The sequence below is a fragment of the Aliiroseovarius marinus genome (genome assembly GCF_004360145.1).
GTDB classification, from domain to species: Bacteria; Pseudomonadota; Alphaproteobacteria; order Rhodobacterales; family Rhodobacteraceae; genus Aliiroseovarius; species Aliiroseovarius marinus.
Map to the genome: position 1 here is coordinate 227,254 of NZ_ML178713.1, position 25,016 is coordinate 252,269.

Here is a 25,016-nt window from a genome sequence, read left to right on the forward strand (position 1 = left end):
GAAAAATTGATCTGATGCGCTCGCTTAAGTGCAATAAAATGGTTAGACTTACCAAAGATTTGCCAAAAGTAGGATAATTTTGCCAAATGAAACTGGATGCGCGCGACAGGTTGATCCTGAAGTTTCTTCAAGCCGATTGCCGAATGTCCAATGCTGATCTGGCCGAGCGGGTCGGCCTATCCCCCTCCGCTTGCTGGCGGAAAACCCGCTCGTTAGAGGAAAGTGGGGTGATCGAAAGCTATAGGGCGCGCGTTTCACCGCAGGCCGTCGGGCTTGGATTTCAGGCACTGGTGCACGTGCAATTGACGCGGCACAATCCTGAACATCTCAACGAGTTCATCACTGCAATGGAAGTGCGCCCGGAAGTTCTCGACTGCTATGCGACGACCGGGCAGGCGGATTATCACCTTCGGGTTTTGTGCAAAGACATCGCTGCCTACAATGATTTTCTGGAAGGGTTTTTGTTCAGACTATCCGCTGTGGAAAGCGCCCAGACCAACGTGGTCCTGAAAGAGATTAAACGAAATCCCAGTGTTCCTGTTTGATCCGCATGGATTGTGCCGCCTTCGCAACTGAACTGAAGGCCCGCCTGACGCAGACCAGGCGGGGAGGCAACCCCACTTGGTTCGTGGCCGCCCTGCACAAAGGTGTTTGCGTCTTTGTGCGTGCTATCCCAGCGACGCTTCTGCCAGAACCTTGTCCAGAACGGTCAGGATCATGTCGACGTCCTCGGCCTCGATGGTCAGGGGTGGGCGGATTTTCAGGATGTTGTCTTTCGGGCCTTCGCTGCCGATCAGGATCCGGTGATCGCGCATCCGGTTCTTGATGAACTGGCAGATCTCGGTGGCTTCCGAGCCATCCTTGTGGATCAGTTCCAGCCCCAGAAACAGCCCCATCCCGCGCACATCGCCGACGCAGTCATACCGCGCCTCAAGTGTGCGCAGCCCGTCGATCAGGCGCGCGCCCATCTGCTTGGCATTCTCTTGCAAGCCCTCGTCATCGACAATGTCCAAGACCTCTTTCCCGATGCGACAGGACAGGGTCGAGCCGCCGAAGGTTGAGAAGAACTCGATCCCATTGTCAAAGCTTTGCGCGATTTCCTTGGTGGTGACCAGCACGCCCAGCGGGTGCCCGTTACCGATGGGTTTGCCCATGACAACGATGTCGGGCAGGGCGCCTTGGTGCTCAAAACCGAAGTAATAGTCGCCCAGACGACCCAACCCGGTTTGCACCTCGTCCGCGATACAGACGCCGCCCGCGGCGCGGATTTTCTTATAGACCGCAGGCAGATAGCCCTTGGGCGGAATGATCTGCCCGCCGACCGAGGGGAAGGTCTCGGCGATGAAACCTGCCACACCTTGCCCGCGTGCCTGAAGTGCAGCGATGGCGGGATCAACCAGATCCGCGTATTTCTGGGCGCGGTCGGGATCGTCGCGTTTGAACGACCCGCGATAGTCATCGGCGACCTCGACCAGCTCGACCCAATCGGCTTTGCCAATCCCGCCCGGCTTGTTGAACTTATAGGCCGAGATCGCGACCGCCGCGTTGGTGTTCCCGTGATAGCCATGGTCCGGCGTCACGATACCCTTAGCGCCGGTATGGGCGCGGGCAAGGCGCAGGGCCAGTTCGTTTGCCTCGGTGCCGGAGTTCACGAAGAAGCAGACTTCGAAATGGTCGGGCAGCTTGGACAGCACCTTGTCGGCAAAGGCGGTCTGGGCCGGGTGCAGATAGCGCGTGTTCGAGTTCATGCGCTTCAGCTGATCCGCCGCGACGGCCTGAATGCGCGGGTGTGCGTGGCCCACATGGGGGACGTTGTTATAGGCGTCCAGATAGGGGCGCCCCCATTCGTCAAACAGGTGATGTTTCCAGCCGCGTACCAGCATCACCGGGTCCGAATAGGTCAGGCTTAGGTTGCCGCCGAAATGGGCGCGGCGACCGTTCAGCACCTGTGCTTTGTCGGTCGGCTGATAGCAGACGTGATCGTCGGGCAGGTTTAGCAAAGCTGCCGGGTTGGGGCAGATCGCGCGCCACATATACATCTCGTCCGGGTCACCGACGCCGGGCCAGTCGGCCTCGATCCCCTCGGTGGTGAGGGCGAGTTGGAAATGGACATGCGGGGCCCAGCCGCCGTTCTGGCTGGCATCGCCCAACTGGCAGAAGGCCTCGCCCTTTCTGACCAGGTCGCCGGGCTTCAGGCGGTCCATGAATTCGGGGTTCAGATGGCCGTAGAGCGTATAGAACGCGTCGCCCTCGGGCGTTTCGTGCGACAGGATGATAACCCCGCCATAGTCCAAATGACCGGTGCGGTTTTCAGCCACGAAGACCGTACCATCATAGGGGGCATGCAGCGGCGTCCCAGCGGGAGCGAAGGCGTCCACGGCCAGATGTACGGTGCGACGATCGCTGGCTTTCCACGGTCCTTTGCGAAAGGCGGGCTCGGCATAGATCAGGCGCGGCTCATGATAATAGCCCAGCCAGATGCGGCCGTTATCTTCGAACTCTTCCCCCACGCGCGCGGCTTCTGACAGAGGCATGTGGAACGGATTCTGTGGCCAGGTGCTGTGCTCGACCGAGAGCGATCCTAAAGGCGCGTCCGACAGGTCCTCGCCCATCACCTGCGCGAAGTTCCCGCGTTCCTGATCCAGCCATGCCATGACCCGGTCGGCCCCATCCACGACAGGTAGCTCGCAGGCCGCGCGCAGGCGGGCGGACAGCAGGCCGGGATGAAGATCGTAGCTCTCAAGGAATCGCCACGCGGGGGCTTGGCTAATCGTGACATAGGGGTCGTCGGGGTTGTCGGCGGCCATCAGGGTGGAGTTCACCACGCTGACCGCCAGACGGGCCCGCAAGAGCGGCCAGATCAGGTCGATCTCAGCGGCAGTCAGGGGATAGGTTTCGTGATAGCCTGAAACGAACGCGGCCAGTGCAGCCTCAGGGTTCGGATGGTCCAAGACCAGATAGGCCGCGGCCACCGCGACATCACAGATCCGCGGCGCGGCGCACATGTCTCCGAAATCAATGAGGCCCGAGAGGGACCGGTTCAGAAGTCCGCCATCTACGAGAATGTTGTAGTCGTTGGCGTCATTGTGAATGGCCTGTTTCGGCAGGCGATCAAGTGCGGGTTTGATGGCCTCGAATCCGGCGTGAATGGTTTCAAGCAACGCCCGACGGTCCGTCTGTGCAATGCAGGACAGCTCGTTCCCAATCCACCCGGCCTGCATCAGATCCCACTTGAAATCACGCTCCAACGCGTCGTGTTGGAAATCCTGAAGGGCCTTGGCGGTCCGGCCTAAAGCGGCGCCAATCTGGTGGAGCAGCGCGTCGGTTTTGGGGGCGGTTTTGGCATAGCACTGGCCCGGCAGGCGCTCGATCAGCCAGACCAGTCGCTGGGCGCCGGATTCGTCCGCGCAATGCAGGAAGCGCGCGCCGTCAGAGCTGGGAATAATGCGCGGAATCAGGGCGTTGGGCGCTTTGTCCTGAATGTGGTCCATTGCCTTGATTTGCAGATCGACCAGCCAATCCTCGCACCCCGGACGCATCGCCTTCAGGACATATCCGTTGCCCGCAGCGGTCTCGGCCAGAAAGTTCAGATCGTATTCGCCATCCAAGCGGCGAAGCTGGGCGTCGATGCCCCAATGCGTCGACAGAACCTGTGTCCAATGGTCCATGTGCTGTCCTTTTTTTAAAGGGGCGGATTCGGCCCAAACCTGTTGCGGCGATTGTTGCGCATTTTTGGATCCAATTTGCAACCAGTAGGCCGAATTCGGTCCGAAAATCAGCCAAATATTTTGGGGGTTGCATCGCGAAAACTTCTGTGGCCTACATAACTGACCGACGGTCATTAAGGCGTGTCGGGTTGACGTAACGTGAGTTGCCACCAGTCAAAGGACCAACGCGATGAAGCTTACTGTGAACGGTGTTGCCCATGATGTGGATGTCGAAGAGGACATGCCGCTTTTGTGGGTTCTGAGGGACGAGTTGAAACTGGACGGCCCGAAATACGGCTGCGGAGTCGCAGCCTGCGGAGCGTGCACGGTGCATGTGGACGGCGTGGCCGTACGCTCGTGCCAGACGATGGTGGGCGACGTGGATGGACCGGTGACCACGATTGAGGGTCTGGGCAATCCCGATGAAATGCACGCGGTGCAGGCAGCTTGGCTGAAGCATCAGGTGGCGCAATGCGGATATTGCCAAGGCGGGCAGATGATGCAGGCCGCCGATTTGCTGGCGAACAATCCAAGCCCGACTGACACAGACATTGACGACGCCATGTCCGGCAACCTGTGCCGCTGTGGAACCTATCCCCGTATTCGCGACGCGGTGAAATCCGCTGCTGAAACTCTGAAGGTGAGCTAAGACATGGGACGTATCGGAACGATTGCACGACGCACTTTTCTTGTCGGCTCGGCGGCCCTTCTGGGTGGCGTGGCCTTTGGGTACTACAAATACAAACAGCCCGTGGACAATCCGCTGGACGACGATCTGGCGCAGGGCGAGGCAGCGCTGACGCCCTATGTCTTGATCAACGCGGATGGGGTCACGCTGATCACCCCGCGCGCCGACAAAGGGCAGGGGGCGTATTCGGTTCAAGCAGCGTTGATCGCGGAAGAACTCGATGTGGAGCTGGACCAGATCAAGGTCGATCCCGGCCCGCCCTCCGCGGCCTATTGGAACACCGCGATTGCGGATGAGGGTGTGCCGTTCCCGTCGACCGACCGGGGTATGGCTGCGGAAACTATGCGCGGCTTCATGGGCGCGGTGATCAAGCTGATGGGAATGCAGATCACAGGCGGCTCGACCACCGTGCCGGACGGGTTCGAGAAGCTGCGCGTGGCGGGAGCCGTTGCGCGCGAGACGCTGAAAGCGGCTGCCGCCGAGGCATCTGGCCTTTCGGTTACTCAGCTGAAGACAGAACGCGGCGCGGTTGTGCTGCCCGATGGCAAGCGTATCCCTTACGAAGCCCTCGCCCAGAAAGCCGCCGAGATCGAGCCGGTAACGGATGTGACACTGCGCCCCTCGACCCAGTGGCGACTGGTCGGTAAGCCCATGCAGCGCGTTGACATGGTGGCGAAGTCCACCGGCACGCAGGCCTATGGCATCGATCTGCGGATGGAGGGCATGGTCCATGCCGCCGTCCGCGTGAACCCGCGCAAAGGGGGCGGGATGATCTCGTTCGATGCGTCCGCTGTGGACGGCATGCGCGGCGTGCAGAAGGTGATCCCGGTGACGGGTGGCGTGGGTGTGGTTGCCGACAACACTTGGCGCGCGTTTCAGGCTGTCGATGCGATCGACGTCGAATGGGGCGCGGCCCCATATCCCGCCGAACAAGACGAACATTGGCAGGCGCTGGCTGACACAATCGACGCGGGCGACGTCGATGCCACACCCCGCGATGACGGCGACGTGGACGGGATTTCCGCAACGGTCGAGGCCGAGTTCCGCGCACCCTATCTGGCGCATGCGCCGCTTGAGCCAATGAACGCCACGGTGCTGGTCACCGACAGTCGTGTTGACGTCTGGACCGGCAACCAGATCCCGCGCATGACGCAGGCCAGTGTCGCCAAAATGACCGGGATGGAGCTGGACGACGTCCATGTCCACATTCTGATGATGGGCGGCAGCTTCGGGCACCGTCTGGAAGACGAGGTGGTGAAACGCGCCGCCGAAATGGCGATGGCGATGAAGGGCACGCCGGTCAAGCTGACCTATAAGCGCGAGGAAGACACGGCGCAGGACTTCACCCGCCCCATCGCGCTGATGCGCGGGCGTGGGGCTGTGACCGATGGCAAAGTGACTGCGATGGACATTCAGGTCGCCGCGCCCTCGATCATGGACAGCCAGATGGCCGAGCGTCAGGGCTTTCCGGTGCCGGGGCCAGACACCACGATCACGCAGGGCCTGTGGGACCAACCCTATGCGATCCCGAACTACCGTGTGACGGGTTTCCGTGCGCCGAAGCTGGGGCCGGTCAGCTCGTGGCGGTCCGTCGGGGCGTCACAAAACGGGTTCTTTCATGAGAACTTCCTAAACGCTCTGATCCATGAGGCCGGCGCCGACCCGGTCGAGGAACGCTTGCGCTTGATGACCGACGACCCGTCCCGCAAGACTTTGGAGGCCGTGGCCGAGATGTCCGGCTGGGGCGGAGAGCTGGCTGCGAACAAAGCCCGCGGTGTGGCCTTCTGCCTGTCCTTCGGCACCCCCTGCGCGCAGGTGATCGAGATCACCAATGGCGAGGACGGCATTAAGCTGGACAAGGTCTGGGTCGCCGCCGAAGTGGGCAAAGTGGTCGACCCGGTCAACTTCGAAAACCTCGTCGCAGGCGGTGTGATTTGGGGGCTGGGTCACGCGATCAACAGCCAGATCACCTATGCCGACGGCATGGCCGAACAAGAGAACTTCTGGGATTTCGAAGGGCTGCGGAACTATCAAACGCCCGAGATCATCGTGCGCGGGATGGAGAACCGAGGCTACGTCACCGGCGTCGGCGAACCCCCCGTGCCGCCCGCAGCGCCTGCCTTGGCCGAGGCGATTTTTCGGGCGACGGGAGAGCGGCCGACCGAGATGCCGTTTGGGAATGCTTTTACATTCGTCTAACAAACCCACCACTCACGGATGTTAGACACACGCACGCGCCTTGTGGCGCGTGCGTTTCTTATTTCCGGCCTTTGCGCCCAGCCCGTTGCCCCGGCTTCCCAGCCGTTGAGCGCCCCTTGGCCTTCTGCGCGGCCTCTCCTGCCGCCTCAATCGCGGATTGCCGGGCGAGTGGGTCGTCTGCCACGGCCAGTTCCACAGCTTCCAGCCGGTGGATTTCATCCCGCAGGCGGGCGGCTTCTTCGAATTCGAGGTTCTCGGCAGCCTTGCGCATCTCGGCTTTCAGGCCCTCCAGATGGGCGGTCAGGTTGTCGCCGACCATGGGTTTGTCGATGGTGGCGGTGACGCGGGACATGTCGGTGTCGCCGTCGTAAAGCCCGGCCAGCACATCCTCGACATTCTTCTTCACGGTCTCGGGCGTGATGCCGTGTTCAAGGTTATAGGCCTGCTGTTTCTCGCGCCGCCGTTCGGTTTCCTTCAGCGCGCGTTCCATCGACCCTGTAATACGGTCGGCATACATGATGACGCGGCCTTCGGCGTTCCGCGCGGCACGGCCGATGGTTTGGATCAGCGAGGTTTCTGACCGCAGGAAGCCTTCCTTATCCGCGTCCAGAATGGCGACCAACCCGCATTCCGGAATGTCGAGCCCCTCGCGCAGAAGGTTGATGCCCACCAGAACGTCGAAGGCCCCCAGACGCAGGTCGCGCAGGATCTCGATCCGTTCGATCGTGTCGATGTCCGAGTGCATATAGCGCACGCGGATGCCCTGTTCGTGCAGGTATTCGGTCAGATCCTCGGCCATGCGTTTGGTCAGCGTGGTGACCAGCGTGCGCATGTCGTTTGCGGCGACCTTGCGCACCTCGTCCAGAAGGTCGTCCACCTGCATTTCAACGGGACGGATTTCGACCTCGGGGTCCAGAAGGCCGGTGGGGCGGATGACCTGTTCGGCGAAAACGCCGCCGGTCTGTTCCAGTTCCCAGTTAGATGGCGTGGCGGACACGAAGACGGATTGCGGGCGCATGGCGTCCCATTCCTCGAACTTGAGCGGGCGGTTGTCCATGCAGGATGGCAGGCGGAACCCGTGTTCGGCCAGCGTGAATTTGCGGCGATAGTCGCCGCGGTACATTCCGCCGATTTGGGGCACGGACACGTGGCTTTCATCGGCAAACACAATCGCGTTGTCTGGGATGTACTCAAACAGGGTGGGGGGCGGTTCGCCCGGTGCGCGGCCGGTCAGATAGCGCGAATAGTTCTCGATCCCGTTGCAGAAGCCCGCGGCTTCGAGCATTTCCAGATCGAACTTGGTGCGTTGCTCAAGGCGCTGGGCTTCCAGAAGTTTGCCTTCGTCTTCGAACTGCTTCAGGCGGACGGCGAGTTCCTGTTTGATGTTCTGAATCGCCTGTTTCAGTGTCGGCGTGGGCGTCACGTAGTGCGAGTTCGCATAGACGCGGACCTTCTCCAGCGTGTCGGTCTTGGCGCCGGTTAGCGTGTCGAACTCGGTGATGCTTTCCAGTTCCTCGCCAAAGAAGGACAGACGCCACCCCCGGTCTTCAAGGTGGCTGGGCCAAATCTCCAGACTGTCACCGCGCACCCGGAACGATCCGCGCTGGAACGCGTTGTCATTGCGTTTGTATTGCTGGGCGACCAGATCGCGCATGACGGACCGTTGGTCGTATTCCTCGCCCACCGTAATGTCTTGCGTCATCGCGGTGTAGGTCTCGGGCGAACCGATACCATAAATACAGGACACCGAGGCCACGATGATCACATCGTCACGTTCCAACAGCGCCCGCGTGGCCGAGTGGCGCATCCGGTCGATTTGTTCGTTGATCTGGCTTTCCTTCTCGATGAAGGTATCCGACCGGGGGACGTAGGCTTCGGGCTGGTAGTAGTCATAGTAGCTGACGAAATACTCGACCGCGTTTTCTGGGAAGAACCCCTTCATCTCGCCATAGAGCTGCGCGGCGAGGGTTTTGTTGGGGGCAAGGATGATTGCCGGGCGTTGGGTTTCCTCGATGATCTTGGCCATCGTGAAGGTCTTGCCGGTGCCGGTCGCGCCCAGAAGCACTTGATCACGTTCGCCGGCTTCGAGGCCGCCGGCCAGCTCGGCGATGGCGGTGGGCTGGTCACCTGCCGCCTGAAAGGGCGTATGCATCACGAACTGTTTGCCGCCTTCCAGCTTGGGGCGGGCGACAGGGGCCATAGTTGGATTTGTCAGCGGACTGTGCGGGGTCTGGTCATGGGGCATGCGAATCTCTCCGTTCCCCAAGAATGGTCACTTTTTGTTCTTCTTCAAGGGGTGGTTAACGCGCTGCGCGTAAGAATCTCCCCATATTTGGTGAGTTGCGGTGTTAACGATTATTTACGAGGTTAGGTACACACAGGAAACGTGTCTGAAAACACGTTCATATTTGACAATCAGTGAGTGTATCTCTTGATTGTATTTTTGCACATGCAGCAAAACTCAAAATTCCATTAAGTAATTGTAAAGTAATGATGATTCAGGCCAAAAAATGTTAAAATAATGCAATTGGAGGTGTATTTTTTGCTTGCTGCACCTCTGACACTGCGGTAGCGTAATGAGGCAAGCAGCAGAACGGACTGCCGGTGTCGGCGAAACACCCACCCCACCCCTCGCTCCCTCGTCGACTACCGGCAGTCTCCCTGCTTCTCCTCCACTGCCACACTCACGGACAATCACGGAACGAGATACACGCAGAGTGAACGTTCAGCTGCTGCACATCCCTGATTCCGCCTTGAATTGCCGGGCCGCATGACAGATAACCATCCTAGTTTTGGAAGGAGATACCGAATGCGTGCTCGTATCTATCAGCCCGCCCGCAATGCAATGTCGTCGGGCATGGGAAAAACCAAGGTCTGGGTTCTGGAATATGCAGCCGACGCGGCGCGTGAACTTGACCCGCTGATGGGTTGGACCGGATCGTCGGACACGCAAAGTCAGGTGCGCCTGAAGTTCCAAAGCAAAGAGGCCGCGCTGGACTATGCCAAGGAGCACGGCATCGAAGCCACGGTGACCGACCCGCATAAGCGCAAGCCGAATATTCGGTCGGGCGGATATGGCGAGAATTTCGCCACCAACCGCCGCGGTCCCTGGACGCACTAAGCCGCGCCAGATATTCCCGAAAACCCCGCCACGTTGCGGGGTTTTGCTTTTCTGGGGATTAGAGGTTCAGGAAGCTGCGCGCGGCGGCTTCGAACTCGCGCGGTTTTTCCGCATGCAGCCAGTGGCCCGCACCGGGGATCTTGGCCTGCTTGGCAGACGGGAACAGCGCTTTGATCGTAGGGCGGTGTTCGGGCAGCACATAGTCCGAGTTCGCACCGGCGAGAAACAGGGTAGGCCCGTCAAAGGACCCCGACACCTCGGGGAAGCCGACGATTTTGGCCATCTCGGCTTGCAGCACATCCAAGTTCAGCCGCCATGCCTGCTCTTTTACATTGAGAGATTGCAACAGGAATGCCCGGACGGATGCGTCGCCCAGCACCTCGGCCAGTTGGCGGTCAGCATCCCCGCGCGTGTTTACGAGGTCCAGATCGATGGTGCGCATGGCCTCGATCATCGACTGCTGGCTGTGGCGATAGGAAATTGGGGCGATGTCGGCGACCAGAAGCTTGTTCACCAGTGCCGCATCCTGCAGCGCCAAGATCATCGAGGCCTTCCCGCCCATGGAATGCCCAATCACATCGGCCTCGCCGCCGATTTCTCGGATCACCTGCGCAAGGTCACCCGCCATATCGTGATAGCTTTGCGTATCAAACCACGGGCTTTCGCCGTGATTGCGCATGTCGACAGAGACCACGCGCCGGTCATCTGACAGGCGTTTGGCAATGACGTTCCAATTGCGCCCCGAGCCAAAAAGCCCGTGCACGATCAGGATAGGCGGGCGGGAGGTATCGTCCCCGAATGACTGCATCGTAAGCATACGTTCTGATAGCGTGACGGGCGCTTGGATTGAACCCGGAATTGTCGACGGGCCGGTTTGGGCTTTCGATACCCCCGTTTTTGCAGCTATGGTTGTGACAGTGGCGACCGCAATTATCGGGGATTGAGTTGGACATTGCAGCGCGGACAGATCGGCTTTCACAGTTGCTGGAAGAGCGGCTGGACGTGCGCGGCAAGGGGTTTGACGCGAAGCTGCGCCGGGCAGGGCGCCTTTTGCCGCGCCATCTGCGCATGAAGGGGCAGATGCTGGTCGATGCGACCGCGCGTGCTGATCATCCCCGGCTTTTGCGCCAGTTGGACGAAGCCGCGCTGGATTTGGCGGCCGCGGATCTGGAACGCTATCTGCTGAGCATCGACCCGTGGGAACGCCGCAAGGGGATCGCAGTGAACCTGAGCGCGGGGTTGCTGTTCAACCTTCTGCTCTTGGCGTCTCTGGTTGTCGGCTTTTTGATGTGGCGCGGATTCTTGTAACCTCACACAAAAAAACGCCCCCGTTTCCGAGGGCGCTTAATCAGCTCAACTCTGTTCCCAGTGGGATTACAGGTTCGGGTACAGCGGGAAGCGGGCGCAGAGGGCGGCCACTTTTTCGCGAACCGAAGCTTCGACGTCCGCGTTGCCGTCCGGGCCATTCGCGGCCAGACCGTCCACGACCTCGATGATCAGGTCAGCGATCTCGCGGAACTCGGCTTCGCCGAAGCCGCGGGTGGTGCCAGCGGGCGTACCCAGACGGATGCCCGAGGTCACGGTGGGCTTTTCCGGGTCGAACGGGATGCCGTTTTTGTTGGTGGTGATGTGAGCGCGGCCCAGAGCGGCGTCCACGATGTTGCCGGTTACGCCTTTGGGGCGCAGATCGACCAGCAGAACGTGGGTGTCAGTGCCACCGGTCACGATGTCCAGACCACCTTTGACCAGCTGATCGGCCAGAGCAACCGCGTTCGCACGTACCTGCTTCTGGTAGGCTTTGAACTCGGGGCGCAGGGCTTCACCGAAGGCAGCCGCTTTACCAGCGATCACGTGCATCAGCGGACCACCTTGGATGCCCGGGAAGATGGCCGAGTTCACCTTCTTCGCGATATCCGCGTCGTTGGTGACGATCATGCCACCGCGCGGACCGCGCAGGGTCTTGTGGGTGGTGGTGGTGGCCACGTGAGCGTGCGGGAAGGGCGAGGGATGCTCGCCAGCCGCGATCAGGCCTGCGATGTGGGCCATGTCGACCATCAGATAGGCGCCAACCGAATCGGCGATCTCGCGGAATTTGGCAAAATCGATCTGACGCGGGATGGCCGAACCACCAGCGATGATCAGGGCAGGCTTGTGCTCGGTCGCCAGTTCCTGGATCTGGTCATAGTCGATCAGGTTGTCTTGCTTGCGTACACCATAGTGAATGGCGTTGAACCACTTGCCCGACTGGTTCGGACGTGCGCCGTGGGTCAGGTGACCACCGGCCGACAGGTCCATGCCCAGAATGGTGTCGCCGGGCTTGATCAGCGCCTGGAACACACCTTGGTTGGCTTGCGAGCCCGAGTTGGGCTGAACGTTGGCGAACTCACAGCCGAACAGTTCCTTGGCGCGGTCGATGGCCAGATTCTCGGCCACGTCGACATACTGGCAGCCGCCATAGTAGCGACGGCCCGGGTAGCCTTCAGCGTATTTGTTGGTCAGAACCGAGCCCTGAGCTTCCATCACGGCGGCGGAAACGATGTTTTCCGATGCGATCAGCTCGATCTCGTCGCGCTGACGGCCCAGCTCATTGGTGATCGAGCCCCACAGCTCGGGGTCGCGGGTCGCGAGGGATTCGGTAAAGAAACCTTGGTCACGGGTGGCAGTCATGCGCGTTTTCCTTCAATTAAGGTCCGATTTCGGATTTCCTATCGGAAACATTCCCGGTCGCAAAGACCAGAAAGCGACGCGGCGACGGAAAGACGCGGCATTATCTGGTGATTTGTGGAAACATGTGATTGTTTCGGAAACAAAGCTGCCAATCGGGACAATCAGCATGAGTCGAAAAATCGCCTTCGTTGCCAGTGATACGACCATCGCGCAGGCTGCGCATGATGAACTGGTGGCACGCTATGGGAATGTCGCCGAAGAAGAAGCCGATATCATCGTCGCATTGGGTGGTGACGGGTTCATGTTGCATACGCTTCACAACACTCAGCACCTTCCGGCGCCGGTCTATGGCATGAACTGTGGAACGGTCGGCTTTCTGATGAACGAATACGCGCCCGAGGGGCTGATCGACCGTCTGATCGTCGCGGAAGAGGAAGTGATCAACCCGCTGTCGATGCGCGCGGAGAGCGCGGATGGAACCGTGCACGAGGCGCTGGCGATCAACGAGGTCAGCCTGCTGCGGGCGGGCCCTCAGGCTGCGAAACTTCAGATCAGCGTCGATGGGCGCGTCCGTTTGGACGAGCTGGTCTGCGACGGCGCGCTTTTGTGTACGCCTGCAGGCTCGACGGCGTATAACTATTCGGCGCACGGACCGATTTTGCCGATTGGCTCGGATGTTTTGGCGTTGACCGCGATGGCCGCGTTCCGTCCGCGCCGTTGGCGCGGGGCGCTTTTGCCGAAAAATGCGGTGGTGCGCTTTGATGTGCTTCAGCCAGACAAGCGGCCAGTGATGGCGGATGCAGACAGCCGGTCGGTGCCCAACGTCGTCTCGGTCGAGATCCGGTCTTGCAGCGACATTGCGCATCGCATCCTGTTCGACCCCGGCCATGGGCTGGAAGAACGCCTGATCCGCGAACAATTCGTTTAACCAATAAAAACGCCCCCGAAATCGGGGGCGTTTCTTTGTATAGGGTCTTGCTTAGTAGCCGAGCGAGGCCAGCGCATCCTTGATTTCGTCCAGAATGGCCGGATCGTCGATGGTCGCAGGCATTTTGTATTCCTTGCCATCGGCAATCGACACCATCGTGGCGCGCAGGATCTTGCCCGAGCGGGTCTTGGGCAGACGATCCACAACCACGCACAGCTTGAAGGCGGCAACCGGGCCGATCTTCTCGCGCACCAGTTTGACGCATTCGGCAGTGATTTCCTCATCCGGGCGGTCGGTGCCAGCGTTCAAGCAGACCATACCCAGCGGCAGTTGGCCTTTCAGCTGGTCGGTCACACCGATCACAGCACATTCGGCCACGTCGGGGTGCGAGGCCAGAACCTCTTCCATCGCGCCGGTCGACAGGCGGTGGCCTGCCACGTTGATCACGTCATCGGTGCGCGCCATGATGTAGACATAGCCGTCTTCATCAATATAGCCCGCGTCGCCGGTCTCGTAATACCCGGGGAAGGTGTTCAGATAGCTTTTCTTAAAGCGCTCTTCCGCGTTCCAAAGGGTCGGCAGCGTGCCCGGGGGCAGGGGAAGTTTGATCGCAATCGCGCCCAGTTCGCCTGCGGGCATCGGGTGTCCGCCTTCGTCCAAGATCTGCACGTCAAAGCCGGGCATCGGAACCGAGGGCGAACCCAGTTTGATCGGCAGCTCTTCGATACCAATTGGGTTGGCGGCGATGGCGAAGCCGGTTTCGGTCTGCCACCAGTGGTCCACAACGGGCACTTTCAGCTGATCCTGCGCCCAGACGATGGTGTCGGGGTCAGCGCGCTCACCGGCCAGATAGACCTGCTTCAGGCAGCTCAGGTCGTATTTCTTCACGAACTCGCCCTTCGGGTCTTCGCGTTTCACGGCGCGGAAGGCGGTGGGGGCGGTGAAGAAGGACTTTACATTGTGCTCGCTGATCACGCGCCAGAAAGTGCCGGCATCAGGCGTGCCCACGGGCTTGCCTTCGAACACGATGGTCGTGTTGCCGTGCACCAGAGGACCATAGGTGATGTAGGAGTGGCCCACGACCCAACCCACGTCAGACGCGGCCCAGAACACATCGCCGGGATCGACGTTATAGAGGTTCTTCATGGTCCAGTTCAGGGCCACAAGGTGACCGCCGGTGTGGCGGATAACGCCCTTCGGCTGACCCGTGGTGCCCGAAGTGTAGAGGATATAAGCCGGATGGTTGCCTTCGACCGGCACACAAGCGGCGGGGGCAGCAGCGGCCTCGGCCTCGGCCCAGTCGAAATCACGACCGTCGATCAGATCAGCGGTGTGTTCTTCGCGCTGAAGGATCAGGGTGAAGTCGGGCTTGTGCTCGGACAGTTCAATCGCGCCGTCCAGAAGCGGTTTATAGGCGACCACACGGCCGGGCTCCAACCCGCAGGATGCGGCGATGATCGCTTTGGGCTTGGCGTCGTCGATGCGCACGGCCAGTTCGTTCGAGGCAAAACCACCAAACACAACCGAGTGCACCGCGCCGATACGGGTGACAGCCAGCATGGCGATCAGGGCCTCGGTGACCATCGGCATATAGATGATGACGCGGTCGCCTTTGGTCACGCCTTTTTCGACCAAAGCACCGGCCACTTTCTCGACGCGCGATTTTAGCTCGGCATAGGTGGTTTTCGACTGACGGCCGGTGATCGGGCTGTCATAGATGATGGCCACCTGATCGGCGCGTCCGTTTTCAACGTGGCGATCCACTGCGTTGTAGCAGGTGTTGACCATCCCGTCCGAGAACCATTCGTACAGCGGCGCGTTGCCGTCAAAGAGCGCCTTTGTTGGGGCTTGATCCCAGCTGATCGCTTGGGCCGCGTCCATCCAGAACTGTTCCGGGTTCGCCTGCCACGCAGCGTAAACGTCTTTGTATGCCATAGTGCACATCCTCCAATTTCCCTTGAAGAATGTGTTACGCCCCTACGACCTATCCGGGCAAGAACCGTATTCGACGTAGCGTCACATTATCGCGGAAAATTTGCAGGGTGGCCAAAAATCGCCTGCAAATTTTTGCAAACCCCATTGTTTTGAGGGGTCTGAGTTTGAAAAAGGCGGGGTTTGCAAAACTGCAAACTCCGCCTTGCAAAGTTTCTCTGGGAATCGCTTAGCCGTAATGCGCAACCGGCGTTCCGGCGATTGCCGACATGTTCAAAAGCCCGCGCGCGGTGATCGAGGGCGTCACGATGTGGGCGCGGTTCCCCATGCCCATCAGGATTGGGCCGACCTCAAGCCCGCCACCTTTGACCTTCAGCGTGTTGCGTACGGCACTGGCTGCATCGGCGTTGGCAAAGACTAGGACGTTGGCCGGACCGTCGAAGCGCGCTGTGGGGAACAGGCGGCTCCGCACTTCAGGATCAAGGGCAGCATCCACATGCATTTCGCCCTCATAGGCAAAATCGCGCGGGGTCGCGTCCAGAATGTCCAGTGCGCCACGCGCGCGCGCGCCGCTGTCTCCGCCGTGGTTACCGAATTGCGAATACGAGCACACCGCGATTTTTGGTTCGACCCCGAAGCGGCGCACGTGGCGCGCGGCGGCGCAAACGGTTTCTGCGATCTGTTCGGCGCTGGGCGTGTTGTGCACGTGGGTGTCCGCGATGAACAGCGGGCCGTCCTGCAGGATCATCAAGCTAAGCGCGCCGACCGGGTGTAGCTCCTGATTGCCCAAGATCTGCTGGATATAGTTTAGGTGCCACAGATACTGCCCAAATGTGCCGGCGATCAGGCTGTCGGCATGGCCCAAATGCACCATGATGCCGCCGATGGCGGTGGTGTTGGTGCGCAGGATGGCCTTGGCCAGATCTGGCGTTACGCCTTTGCGGGCCATGATTTCGTGATAGGCGCCCCAGTATTCGCGATACCGGTCGTCGCGTTCGGGGTTTACGACCTCGAAATCGCGCCCCGGAATGATCGACAGACCAGCACGTTCCGCACGGCGTGCAATGACATCCGGACGGCCGATCAGGATCGGAGCGTCGGTGGTTTCTTCGATCATCGCGTTTGCGGCGCGTAGCACGCGTTCATCCTCGCCCTCGGCAAAGACAATGCGGCGCTCGGCGGTGCCGGCGGCTTCGAATACAGGGCGCATGATTAGCGCGGACTTAAAGACCGAGCCGTCTAGTTTTGCCTTGTAAGCATCCAGATCCGCGACCGGGCGCGTGGCCACGCCGCTGTCCATCGCGGCCTTGGCAACCGCACTGGCGACCACGCCCATCAGGCGCGGATCGAACGGTTTGGGGATCAGGTAGTCCTCGCCAAAAGTCAGCTGCTCGCCTTTATAAGCGGCAGCGGCCTCGGCAGACGTCGTGGCGCGCGCAAGGGCTGCGATGCCTTCGATGCAGCCCAGCTGCATGGCGTCGTTGATCTCGGTCGCGCCGACGTCCAGCGCGCCGCGGAAGATGAACGGGAAGCAGAGTACGTTGTTGACCTGATTGGGGAAATCCGAGCGGCCCGTGGCGATGATGGCGTTCGGCGCGACTTTGCGCACCTCGTCCGGCATGATTTCGGGGGTTGGGTTGGCAAGGGCGAACACGATCGGGCGTTCGGCCATCTTGGCCACCATCTCGGGCTTCAGAACGCCGGGGCCAGAGAGGCCTAGGAATAGATCTGCACCTTCGATCACGTCGTCCAGACTTGCGGGGCTGTCACCTTGCGCATAGTCCGCTTTTTGCGGCGTCATCTCTTTCTCACGGCCTTCATAGACCAGACCTTCGATGTCGCAGAGCCATACATTCTCGCGCTTTACACCCAGCTTCAGAAGCATGTTCAGGCAGGCGATGCCGGCCGCCCCGCCACCGGTCGAGACGACCTTGATGTCCTCGAAAGACTTGCCCGCAACTTTCAGCGCATTGGTCGCCGCAGCGCCAACCACGATGGCGGTTCCGTGCTGATCATCGTGAAATACGGGAATGTTCATCCGTTCGCGACAGATTTGTTCAACGATGAAACAATCGGGTGCTTTGATGTCTTCAAGGTTGATCGCGCCAAAGCTCGGTTCCATCGCGCAGACGATCTCGGCCAGCTTTTCGGGATCAGATTCGTTTAGCTCGATGTCGAAGCAATCGATGTTCGCGAACTTCTTGAATAGAACCGCCTTGCCCTCCATCACAGGTTTCGAGGCGAGCGCGCCGATATTTCCCAGCCCCAACACAGCAGATCCGTTCGAGACAACCGCGACCAAATTGCCGCGTGCCGTGTAACGGCTTGCGACAGAAGGATCTTTCGAGATCTCGACGCAGGCTTCTGCCACGCCAGGAGAGTAGGCCAGACTTAGGTCGCGCCCGTTCGCCATCGGCTTGGTTGCGCGGATTTCAAGCTTTCCGGGCTGTGGGAATTCGTGATAATCCAGCGCGCGTTTGCGCAGATAGCTGTCTTCGGACATCGAGGCCTCCTCAGGCTTTGCGTCGATAGTTTAACCTTAAACTACCTTCCCTCCGACACTCCGATACACCAGTGACGCAAGGGCAATCAAGTCTGCAGTGTGTACAATAGCATGGCATACTCTCGCAGCCAGCCCCCTTAGGCACCGATTGCGCTTGCATCCGCGTATGCAGAGGTTCAGGGTTGCTGGATAGAATTTTTTGCAGGAGCGGATCATGTCGCTGTTGGAAGCTGCCAAAGCCGTGCGCGAGAATGCGCATGCCCCGTATTCAAACTTCAAGGTCGGCGCCGCGCTGCGGACAAGTGCAGGCGTGGTGCATGTCGGTTGCAATGTCGAAAACATCGCCTATCCCGAAGGCACCTGCGCCGAGGCTGGCGCCATTGCGGCCATGTGCGCAGCGGGTGAGCGCGAGATTGCCGAGGCGTTGGTAATCGCAGACGCCCCCTTGCCTGTGACGCCATGCGGTGGGTGCCGTCAGAAACTGGCCGAGTTCTCGGGCCCTGACGTGAAAATCACCATGATGACGTTGGGGGGCGAAAGTCTGACCATGACCATGGCTGAACTTCTGCCCGGTGCGTTCGGGGCCGCGCATATGGAGAACACATGACCCGCGCCTTTCTGATCGTGCTAGACAGCGTCGGCTGTGGCGGTGCTCCGGATGCACATAAGTTCTTTAACGACAAAACCGTGCCGGACACCGGGGCGAACACTCTGGCCCATATCGCGCAGGCCTGTGCGGAAGGACGCGCAGAAGAGGGCCGCTCGGGTCCGCTGTCTGTGCCGCATCTGGATGCTCTCGGTTTGGGGGCGGCGGTTCGTTTGGCCTCGGGCGACGAGACGCCGGGCTTAGATGCCACGCCCGCCGGGCTGTGGGGCGCAGCGCAGGAAGTGTCGCCGGGCAAGGACACCCCCACCGGGCATTGGGAAATCGCGGGCGTTCCGCTGCCGTGGGACTGGGGGTACTTCCCCGACACCACGCCGGCCTTCCCGGCAGACCTGACCGCAGCAATTTGCGAAGCGTCGGATGTAGACGGTATCTTGGGTGACAAACATGCCTCGGGCACAGCCGTACTGGATGAACTGGGGGCCGAGCACATCCGTACGGGGCGCCCGATCGTTTATACTTCAGCCGATAGCGTCGTGCAGATCGCCGCGCATGAAGAACATTTCGGACTGGAGCGTCTCTATACGCTGTGTCAGGCGGTTGCGCCGATGGTGCACGACATGCGCGTTGGCCGCGTCATCGCGCGCCCGTTTGTCGGCTCGGAAGCTGAAGGGTTCACCCGTACTACCAACCGCCGCGACTATGCGATGACCCCGCCAAAGCCGACCCTGTGTGACTGGGTGACGGATGCGGGCAGTAAAGTTCATGCCATCGGAAAGATCGGCGATATCTTTGCACATCGCGGGATCACCTCTGTCCAGAAAGGGGCGGATGCGGATCTGATGGAGTATTTGGTGTCCTCGTTCGATGATGCGCAGGACGGTGATCTGGTTTTCGCGAATTTTGTCGAGTTCGACGCGATCTATGGCCATCGCCGCGATATCTCGGGCTATGCCCGGGCGTTGGAATGGTTCGACAGCCAGATGCCGCGCATCCTTGGAAAAATGCGCGAGGGCGACTTGGTTCTGTTCACCGCCGATCACGGCAACGACCCCAGCTGGGTCGGCACCGATCACACGCGCGAACGTGTGCCAATCGTAGCGGCTGGATTGGGCGCGCGCGAGATCGGGTTGGTTGGGTTTTCTGACATTGGCGCCTCGGTCGCGGCCCATCTGGGGCTGGACACGCGCGGGGCAGGAGGGTCCTTTCTGTGAGTTTCAATGGACTGAAAAAGGTCGAGCTGCACCTGCATATCGAAGGCGCTGCGCCGCCCGCGTTTATCCGATCCTTGGCCAAGGAAAAGTCCGTCGATTTGTCGGGGATCTTCACCGAGGATGGCGGCTATGCCTATCGCGATTTCTGGCATTTCCTTGAAGTGTACGAGGCCGCGACTTCGGTCCTGACAGGCCCTGAAGAATTCCGCCGTCTGACCAAGGCCGTGCTGGAAGCCTGCGCCGAAAAGGGCGTAGTCTATGCCGAAACCTTTCTGTCGCCGGATTTCTGCGGCGGGCGTGATGTGGTGGCGTGGAAAGACTATCTGGCGGCCATTCAAGACGCCGCCGACGAGGCCGAGCGCGACATGGGCATCACCTTACGCGGGATCGTCACCTGTATCCGCCATTTCGGCCCGGAACTGGCCCGTGAAACCGCGCTTTGTGCGCAGGAAACGGCGGGGAACTTCATCACGGGCTTCGGCATGGGCGGGGACGAAAAGTCCGGCAGCCAAGGCGACTTTGCCTATGCCTATGACATGGCGCGCGAGGCTGGGCTGCGCCTGACCACCCATGCGGGCGAGTGGAATGGCCCAGAGGAGGTCCGCGCCGCACTGGATGATCTGAAGGTTGAACGTATCGGCCACGGCGTGCGCGCGATCGAGGATTTGGCGCTGGTGGATCGGCTGGCTGAAGACGGGGTGACGCTGGAAGTCTGCCCCGGTTCGAACGTGTTTCTGGGCGTCTACCCGAACCTTTCCGCCCACCCCATTGCAAAGCTGCGCGAACGCGGGGTGAAAGTGACCGTGTCGACAGACGATCCCCCGTTCTTCCGGACGGACATGAACAAGGAATATGAAGACCTGTCGCGCCAGTTCGGCTGGACGGAAGAGGACTTCCGCGACCTGAACGTGGTTGCCATTGACGCGGCTTTCTGCGACGAGGCCACCCGCACCCGCATCCGCAAAGAATTGGAGACGCAAGATGTATGATCACCTGACCGTTGTTGATCACCCCCTGATCCAGCACAAGCTGACCTTGATGCGGGATGAAGCCACGCCCACCAGCCTGTTCCGCCAGCTTCTGCGCGAGATCAGCCAGCTTCTGGCCTACGAGATCACGCGCGAACTGCCGATGACCACCAAAACCATCACCACGCCGATGCAGGACATGGAGGCACCGACGCTAGCGGGACGCAAGCTGGCACTTGTGTCGATCCTGCGTGCTGGCAACGGGTTGCTGGATGGGGTGCTGGAACTTATCCCCTCGGCACGTGTGGGCTTTGTTGGCCTGTACCGTGATGAGGAAACGCTGGAGCCGGTCGAATATTACTTCAAGGTGCCCGAGCATATGGACGAACGTCTGGTGATCGCAGTGGACCCGATGCTGGCCACGGGCAACAGCTCGGTCGCGGCGATTGATATGCTGAAAAAGTCGGGGGCCAAGAACATCCGCTTCCTGTGCCTGCTGGCGGCCCCCGAGGGTGTTGCGCGCATGAAAGAGGCGCACCCGGATGTACCGATCATCACGGCGTCGCTGGACGAAAAGCTGAACGAAAAGGGCTATATCGTGCCGGGTCTGGGCGACGCGGGCGACCGCATGTTCGGCACCAAATAAAGCAATACGGCATACGCATGAAACGCGCCCGTCTGGTCATCAGGCGGGCGTTTTCTATTCGCCGCAGACGCCCTGCAGCCTGACCCAGTCGTCATCGGACAACATGGGCTTGGCGAGGGCTTCGGGCACGGGGTCAGCCTCGATCAAATCCAGCGTTGTTTCGCCCGTCAGGTCCAGTGCATAGGCATAAGGCGTCGCGCTGACGCCCTGCGCCTTGAACCGCTCCAGAAGCGCGGCCGTCTGCACCTCGGATTGCGGAGCGACCAGAAGTTCTTCGGCATATTCATCGATTGCGGCCTCAGGCAGATAGCCGGTGGTGAGCAATTGCACTGTTCCACGCAGTCCAACATGGTTGAGCAACGGGATTATCGGATCTGTGCTATCGCGACGCAGTTCCTCGGCCAAAAGAAAGCCTGCCAGCACGTCCGGATGTTCGAAATCTTCAATTAGGGCGCGGTTCAGAAGCGTGATATTTCCGGGCAAATGCTTGCTGCTCTGAACGCCAGAGGACAAAACCACCACCCGCAGGTTTGGATTGCCGGTTGTGTTCCTGGCCAGTCGGGTCAATACCGCGCGTCCCTCGCGTCCGCGACATTCCTGTCCGGTGATCCGCCCGATCCGTGTCAGGATCTGCTGCCCAATCGCGGCGCGTGTTGGCTCGGGCACAACGGAGACAGTATAGCTGCGCAGAGCACCGGGTAGCCAGAACACCGCAAGCAGCAGCAAGGACACCAGCACACCCGCAGTCACCCAGTGACGCAACCGACCGGGATGCGGGCGACGACGCTCGATTAGCTTGCGCACTTTTTCCAGCGCGCGGATCATCTCGTCATCTTCGGTTTCCAGCTCTTCCGTGGCGTCGTCGCCGGGACGGAAGATGGCCGGACGTTCACCGGGATTGACGCGCTGGATCGCGGGCAGGGACCAATGGTTCAACACGTTCTCGCGCATGTCCGAGATCGTCAGCGTCGCATCGCCAAGGGACAACAGGACATCCACCCTTTGCGCCCCTTCCTCAGGACGCCAAAGGGCCGTGGCCTCAAGCCGGTCATATTTGGTCAGGGCCGTCATAATGGGACGGGGCTTTCTGCTCGTTTTTGATTGCGCACAGAATAGCGCCAACCGCCCGGCCCGGCAATCGGAACCGCCTTAGTCCTCGGAACGCGCCCAGTCACGCAGCTGGAACTTCTGGATTTTTCCCGTAGAGGTTTTGGGAAGCTCACAGAACTCAATCCGTTTCGGCGTCTTGAACCCGGCCAGTCGTTCGCGGGCGAAGGCGATTAGGTCCGCCTCGCTGACATCGCTGCCGTCCTTCAGCTCGACATATGCGCAGGGGATTTCGCCCCATTTGTCATCGGGCTTGGCGACCACGGCGCAGAGGCTGACGGCGGGGTGGTGCATCAACACGCCCTCAACCTCGACCGAGCTGACGTTTTCGCCGCCCGAGATGATGATGTCTTTCGAGCGGTCGGTGATCTTGATGTACCCGTCCGGCGTTTGATAGGCGACGTCTCCCGAATGGAAATAGCCGCCTTCAAACGCTTCGGCCGTGGCCTCGGGGTTCTTTAGATAACCTTTCATGACCGAGTTGCCACGGATCATGATCTCGCCCGTGGTTTCGCCATCCCACGGCACTTGCGCCATGGTCTCGTCCAACACGGTGATGTCTTCCATCTGCGGGAAGGCGACGCCGGTGCGGGCCTTGATCGCGGCGCGCTCGTCTTGCGGAAGATCGTCCCATTCGGGTCCGTTCCACAGGCATTCGGTGACGTGACCATAGGTTTCGGTCAGGCCGTAAACCTGCGTGACGTTGAAGCCCAAGGGTTCGATGGCAGCCAAGGTGGCGGCAGCGGGGGGGGCGCCTGCGGTGAAGACTTCGACCACATGATCGAAGCTGCGGCGGTGTTCCTCTGGCGCGTTCACGATCATGTTCAAGACGATGGGCGCGCCGCCGAAATGGGTCACGCCCTCGTCCGCGATGGCGTCATAGACAGCTTTGGCGGTGATCGTGCGACAGCACACGATGGTGCCGCCCAGCACAGGCATCATCCACGTGTGGTTCCAGTTGTTGCAGTGAAACAGCGGGACGATGGTCAGATAGCGCGGGTAGAGCTGCATGTTCCAGCTGATCGGCGTGCCCATCGTCATCAGGTATGCGCCGCGGTGGTGATAGACCACGCCCTTGGGACGCCCGGTCGTGCCCGAGGTATAGTTCAGTGCAAGGCTTTCCCATTCGTCCTGCGGCATGATCCAGTCGAACGCCGGGTCTCCGCTGGCCAGTAGGTCTTCGTATTCAGGATAGCGCCCCGATGCCGGGAAGCCCGCGTCGGGGGCAGCGACCTCGATGATCTCGGGCTGCGCGACGCCGTCTTCGGACATCAGCTTGCAAGCGGCTTCGGCCAGCGGCACCAACTCACTGTCGACCAGAACGGCCTTTGCTGCGCCGTGACCAAAAATGTAAGCCACCGTGTCCACGTCCAGCCGCGTGTTGATCGTGTTCAGGATGGCGCCACAGGCCGGTATGCCAAAGCTGGCTTCCACATGGGCAAGCGTGTTGTGCAGAAGTGTTCCGACCACGTCACCGGGTTGGATCCCGCGCGCCGCCAAGGCCGAGGCCAAGCGGCTGACGCGCCCATGATAGTCGCTGTAGGTGAAGCGGCGAGCCCCGTCGATCACGGCCTCGCGGTTGGGAAATACCTTCGCTGCACGCTGAAGATGTGAAAGCGGGGTCAACGGCACAAAGTTTGCCGCACATTTGTCCAACCCGCGTTCGTCTGCCATCCAACCCATTCTCACTCCTCCCAAAGCGATGCGTTTTCTTAACTTGTGTCGTTTTCCGAGTGGACCCCAGTGTTGCCCCGTGGTCAATGGTTCTGAGAGGCTTTTCAAGTAAGGAAAACGACATGTCGGCAGACAGACCCTTGGCGGCGGCGGGATTCATCTTTGCTGCGATGTTTTTTCTGGGGTTCTTTGACAATCTAGTCCGCCAGATCGCGCCCGAGCTTGGCTTGTGGCAGTTCCATCTGATGCGGACATTGATGGCCTTTGGTCTGTTCGCGCTGATGTCCCTGTCGGACCGGGTGCGGTTGCGCCCCAATCGGGCGTGGGCGGTGATGGTACGCGGCGGTCTCGCGGCCCTTGCGATGCTGTTTTATTTTGGCGGGCTGGGCTTTTTGCCTGTGGGGCAAGTGGCCTCGGGACTGTTTACCGCCCCGATCTGGGTGATGCTGATCTCGGCCATGTTCTTTGGAAAACCCATCGGGTTCACGCGGATGGGTGCTGCCCTAGTGGGTTTCGTTGGCGTGGTGATCGTGCTGGACCCGTTCAGCGAAGGCATCCGCCCCGCAGTCGTCGTGCCAATGGCGGCAGGGTTCTTCTATGCGCTGGGGGCAATTGCGACACGGCAATGGTGCGAGGGGGAATCCGCCCTGTCCATGCTTGCGGCCTTCTTCCTGTGCTTGGGCGTGTTCGGCGCGATTGGAACCGTCATCATGACGGTCTGGCCGCACGAGGTGCCATTGGGTGCGGATGGCTTCATTCTGCGCGGTGCTGTCTGGCCCAGTGGCTGGGCGCTGTTCATCACCTTCTTGCAGGCCTTCGGGTCTATTCTCGGGGTCGGGCTGTTGTTCCGCGGCTATCAGCTGGGTGACCCGGCGCAGGTGGCGATCTATGAATACTCGCTTCTGGGATTCGCGGCGGCGTGGAGCTTTGTTCTTTATGGCGACCGATTGGGTCCGAGCGCGTTTTTAGGCATGGTGCTGATCGTGGTGTCCGGCATCGTGATCACCCTGCGGTCGCGAAAAACCTAGCTTAACAGTTTTCAAAAAAGAAACGGCCCG

At 60.5% G+C, this 25,016-nt stretch carries 19 protein-coding genes; 11 read left to right on the forward strand and 8 right to left on the reverse strand.

Annotated elements, in window-relative coordinates; genetic code table 11:
- Window positions 1-86 precede the first annotated feature (86 nt).
- Window positions 87-545 (forward strand): Lrp/AsnC family transcriptional regulator, encoded by a 459-nt coding sequence (locus EOL43_RS04475; RefSeq protein ID WP_133485966.1) that lies wholly within the window; start codon window positions 87-89, stop codon window positions 543-545.
- A 123-nt stretch (window positions 546-668) separates the two neighbouring features.
- On the opposite strand, the gene EOL43_RS04480 is transcribed toward EOL43_RS04475, so the two are convergent.
- On the reverse strand, window positions 669-3,668 hold the full coding sequence (locus tag EOL43_RS04480) for an aminotransferase class III-fold pyridoxal phosphate-dependent enzyme (RefSeq protein ID WP_133485968.1): 3,000 nt from the start codon (window positions 3,666-3,668) through the stop codon (window positions 669-671).
- A gap of 229 nt (window positions 3,669-3,897) precedes the next feature.
- On the opposite strand from EOL43_RS04480, the gene EOL43_RS04485 reads away from it, so the two are divergent.
- Window positions 3,898-4,356, forward strand: coding sequence for a (2Fe-2S)-binding protein (locus tag EOL43_RS04485; RefSeq protein WP_133485970.1), 459 nt, complete (start codon window positions 3,898-3,900; stop codon window positions 4,354-4,356).
- A gap of 3 nt (window positions 4,357-4,359) precedes the next feature.
- A complete protein-coding gene (locus tag EOL43_RS04490) occupies window positions 4,360-6,594 on the forward strand; it encodes a molybdopterin cofactor-binding domain-containing protein (protein WP_133485972.1) in 2,235 nt (744 codons plus the stop codon).
- A gap of 58 nt (window positions 6,595-6,652) precedes the next feature.
- On the opposite strand, the gene uvrB is transcribed toward EOL43_RS04490, so the two are convergent.
- Window positions 6,653-8,839, reverse strand: a complete 2,187-nt coding sequence (gene uvrB / locus EOL43_RS04495) for an excinuclease ABC subunit UvrB (protein ID WP_133485973.1) — start codon at window positions 8,837-8,839, stop codon at window positions 6,653-6,655.
- Between the two features lie 564 nt (window positions 8,840-9,403).
- Between uvrB and EOL43_RS04500 the strand changes: the two genes are divergently transcribed.
- Window positions 9,404-9,715, forward strand: a complete 312-nt coding sequence (locus EOL43_RS04500; protein ID WP_133485975.1) for an ETC complex I subunit — start codon at window positions 9,404-9,406, stop codon at window positions 9,713-9,715.
- A 58-nt stretch (window positions 9,716-9,773) separates the two neighbouring features.
- On the opposite strand, the gene EOL43_RS04505 is transcribed toward EOL43_RS04500, so the two are convergent.
- Window positions 9,774-10,532, reverse strand: coding sequence for an alpha/beta fold hydrolase (locus EOL43_RS04505; protein ID WP_133485977.1), 759 nt, complete (start codon window positions 10,530-10,532; stop codon window positions 9,774-9,776).
- Between the two features lie 128 nt (window positions 10,533-10,660).
- On the opposite strand from EOL43_RS04505, the gene EOL43_RS04510 reads away from it, so the two are divergent.
- Window positions 10,661-11,023 carry a hypothetical protein gene (locus EOL43_RS04510; RefSeq protein WP_133485979.1) on the forward strand — a complete coding sequence of 121 codons (363 nt, stop codon included), beginning with the start codon at window positions 10,661-10,663 and terminating at the stop codon, window positions 11,021-11,023.
- Between the two features lie 66 nt (window positions 11,024-11,089).
- On the opposite strand, the gene glyA is transcribed toward EOL43_RS04510, so the two are convergent.
- Complete coding sequence (gene glyA / locus EOL43_RS04515) at window positions 11,090-12,382, reverse strand: serine hydroxymethyltransferase (protein ID WP_133485981.1); 1,293 nt, start codon at window positions 12,380-12,382, stop codon at window positions 11,090-11,092.
- 166 nt (window positions 12,383-12,548) lie between these two features.
- Between glyA and EOL43_RS04520 the strand changes: the two genes are divergently transcribed.
- Complete coding sequence (locus EOL43_RS04520; protein WP_133485983.1) at window positions 12,549-13,310, forward strand: NAD kinase; 762 nt, start codon at window positions 12,549-12,551, stop codon at window positions 13,308-13,310.
- A 51-nt stretch (window positions 13,311-13,361) separates the two neighbouring features.
- On the opposite strand, the gene EOL43_RS04525 is transcribed toward EOL43_RS04520, so the two are convergent.
- The gene (locus EOL43_RS04525) at window positions 13,362-15,245 is read right to left on the reverse strand and encodes a propionyl-CoA synthetase (protein ID WP_133485985.1); all 1,884 of its coding nucleotides are present in this window, start codon (window positions 15,243-15,245) and stop codon (window positions 13,362-13,364) included.
- 226 nt (window positions 15,246-15,471) lie between these two features.
- A complete protein-coding gene (locus EOL43_RS04530; RefSeq protein WP_133485987.1) occupies window positions 15,472-17,745 on the reverse strand; it encodes an NADP-dependent malic enzyme in 2,274 nt (757 codons plus the stop codon).
- A 214-nt stretch (window positions 17,746-17,959) separates the two neighbouring features.
- Here EOL43_RS04530 and EOL43_RS04535 point away from each other — a divergent pair, with 214 nt between their 5' ends.
- Genes EOL43_RS04535 through upp form a run of 4 tightly spaced genes read left to right on the forward strand, consistent with a single transcriptional unit; the run spans window position 17,960 to window position 21,177 of the window.
- On the forward strand, window positions 17,960-18,352 hold the full coding sequence (locus tag EOL43_RS04535; protein WP_133485989.1) for a cytidine deaminase: 393 nt from the start codon (window positions 17,960-17,962) through the stop codon (window positions 18,350-18,352).
- Window positions 18,349-19,563: a phosphopentomutase gene (locus EOL43_RS04540; RefSeq protein ID WP_133485992.1), complete on the forward strand. Its 1,215-nt coding sequence runs from the start codon at window positions 18,349-18,351 to the stop codon at window positions 19,561-19,563. The genes EOL43_RS04535 and EOL43_RS04540 overlap by 4 nt, the downstream gene beginning before the upstream one ends.
- A complete protein-coding gene (locus EOL43_RS04545; RefSeq protein ID WP_133485994.1) occupies window positions 19,560-20,552 on the forward strand; it encodes an adenosine deaminase in 993 nt (330 codons plus the stop codon). The genes EOL43_RS04540 and EOL43_RS04545 overlap by 4 nt, the downstream gene beginning before the upstream one ends.
- A complete protein-coding gene (gene upp / locus EOL43_RS04550) occupies window positions 20,545-21,177 on the forward strand; it encodes a uracil phosphoribosyltransferase (RefSeq protein ID WP_133485996.1) in 633 nt (210 codons plus the stop codon). Before EOL43_RS04545 ends, upp begins: the two co-directional genes overlap by 8 nt.
- A 54-nt stretch (window positions 21,178-21,231) precedes the next feature.
- Here upp and EOL43_RS04555 read toward each other — a convergent pair whose 3' ends face one another.
- Together EOL43_RS04555 and EOL43_RS04560 are read right to left on the reverse strand one after the other, a co-directional pair.
- Entirely contained in the window at window positions 21,232-22,248 is a 1,017-nt protein-coding gene (locus tag EOL43_RS04555; protein ID WP_133485998.1) for a hypothetical protein, read from the reverse strand.
- 78 nt (window positions 22,249-22,326) lie between these two features.
- Entirely contained in the window at window positions 22,327-23,967 is a 1,641-nt protein-coding gene (locus EOL43_RS04560; protein ID WP_133486000.1) for a long-chain-fatty-acid--CoA ligase, read from the reverse strand.
- Between the two features lie 113 nt (window positions 23,968-24,080).
- Between EOL43_RS04560 and EOL43_RS04565 the strand changes: the two genes are divergently transcribed.
- Window positions 24,081-24,986: a DMT family transporter gene (locus EOL43_RS04565; RefSeq protein ID WP_133486002.1), complete on the forward strand. Its 906-nt coding sequence runs from the start codon at window positions 24,081-24,083 to the stop codon at window positions 24,984-24,986.
- Window positions 24,987-25,016 lie beyond the last annotated feature (30 nt).

What these genes read in the sequence shown, in the direction of transcription:
- EOL43_RS04475 (WP_133485966.1), top strand. Translation starts at nt 87, where the DNA reads ATGAAACTGGATGCGCGCGACAGGTTGATCCTGAAGTTTCTTCAAGCC.
- EOL43_RS04480 (WP_133485968.1), bottom strand. Translation starts at nt 3,668, where the DNA reads ATGGACCATTGGACACAGGTTCTGTCGACGCATTGGGGCATCGACGCC.
- EOL43_RS04485 (WP_133485970.1), top strand. Translation starts at nt 3,898, where the DNA reads ATGAAGCTTACTGTGAACGGTGTTGCCCATGATGTGGATGTCGAAGAG.
- EOL43_RS04490 (WP_133485972.1), top strand. Translation starts at nt 4,360, where the DNA reads ATGGGACGTATCGGAACGATTGCACGACGCACTTTTCTTGTCGGCTCG.
- uvrB (WP_133485973.1), bottom strand. Translation starts at nt 8,839, where the DNA reads ATGCCCCATGACCAGACCCCGCACAGTCCGCTGACAAATCCAACTATG.
- EOL43_RS04500 (WP_133485975.1), top strand. Translation starts at nt 9,404, where the DNA reads ATGCGTGCTCGTATCTATCAGCCCGCCCGCAATGCAATGTCGTCGGGC.
- EOL43_RS04505 (WP_133485977.1), bottom strand. Translation starts at nt 10,532, where the DNA reads ATGCTTACGATGCAGTCATTCGGGGACGATACCTCCCGCCCGCCTATC.
- glyA (WP_133485981.1), bottom strand. Translation starts at nt 12,382, where the DNA reads ATGACTGCCACCCGTGACCAAGGTTTCTTTACCGAATCCCTCGCGACC.
- EOL43_RS04520 (WP_133485983.1), top strand. Translation starts at nt 12,549, where the DNA reads ATGAGTCGAAAAATCGCCTTCGTTGCCAGTGATACGACCATCGCGCAG.
- EOL43_RS04525 (WP_133485985.1), bottom strand. Translation starts at nt 15,245, where the DNA reads ATGGCATACAAAGACGTTTACGCTGCGTGGCAGGCGAACCCGGAACAG.
- EOL43_RS04530 (WP_133485987.1), bottom strand. Translation starts at nt 17,745, where the DNA reads ATGTCCGAAGACAGCTATCTGCGCAAACGCGCGCTGGATTATCACGAA.
- EOL43_RS04535 (WP_133485989.1), top strand. Translation starts at nt 17,960, where the DNA reads ATGTCGCTGTTGGAAGCTGCCAAAGCCGTGCGCGAGAATGCGCATGCC.
- EOL43_RS04540 (WP_133485992.1), top strand. Translation starts at nt 18,349, where the DNA reads ATGACCCGCGCCTTTCTGATCGTGCTAGACAGCGTCGGCTGTGGCGGT.
- upp (WP_133485996.1), top strand. Translation starts at nt 20,545, where the DNA reads ATGTATGATCACCTGACCGTTGTTGATCACCCCCTGATCCAGCACAAG.
- EOL43_RS04555 (WP_133485998.1), bottom strand. Translation starts at nt 22,248, where the DNA reads ATGACGGCCCTGACCAAATATGACCGGCTTGAGGCCACGGCCCTTTGG.
- EOL43_RS04560 (WP_133486000.1), bottom strand. Translation starts at nt 23,967, where the DNA reads ATGGGTTGGATGGCAGACGAACGCGGGTTGGACAAATGTGCGGCAAAC.
- EOL43_RS04565 (WP_133486002.1), top strand. Translation starts at nt 24,081, where the DNA reads ATGTCGGCAGACAGACCCTTGGCGGCGGCGGGATTCATCTTTGCTGCG.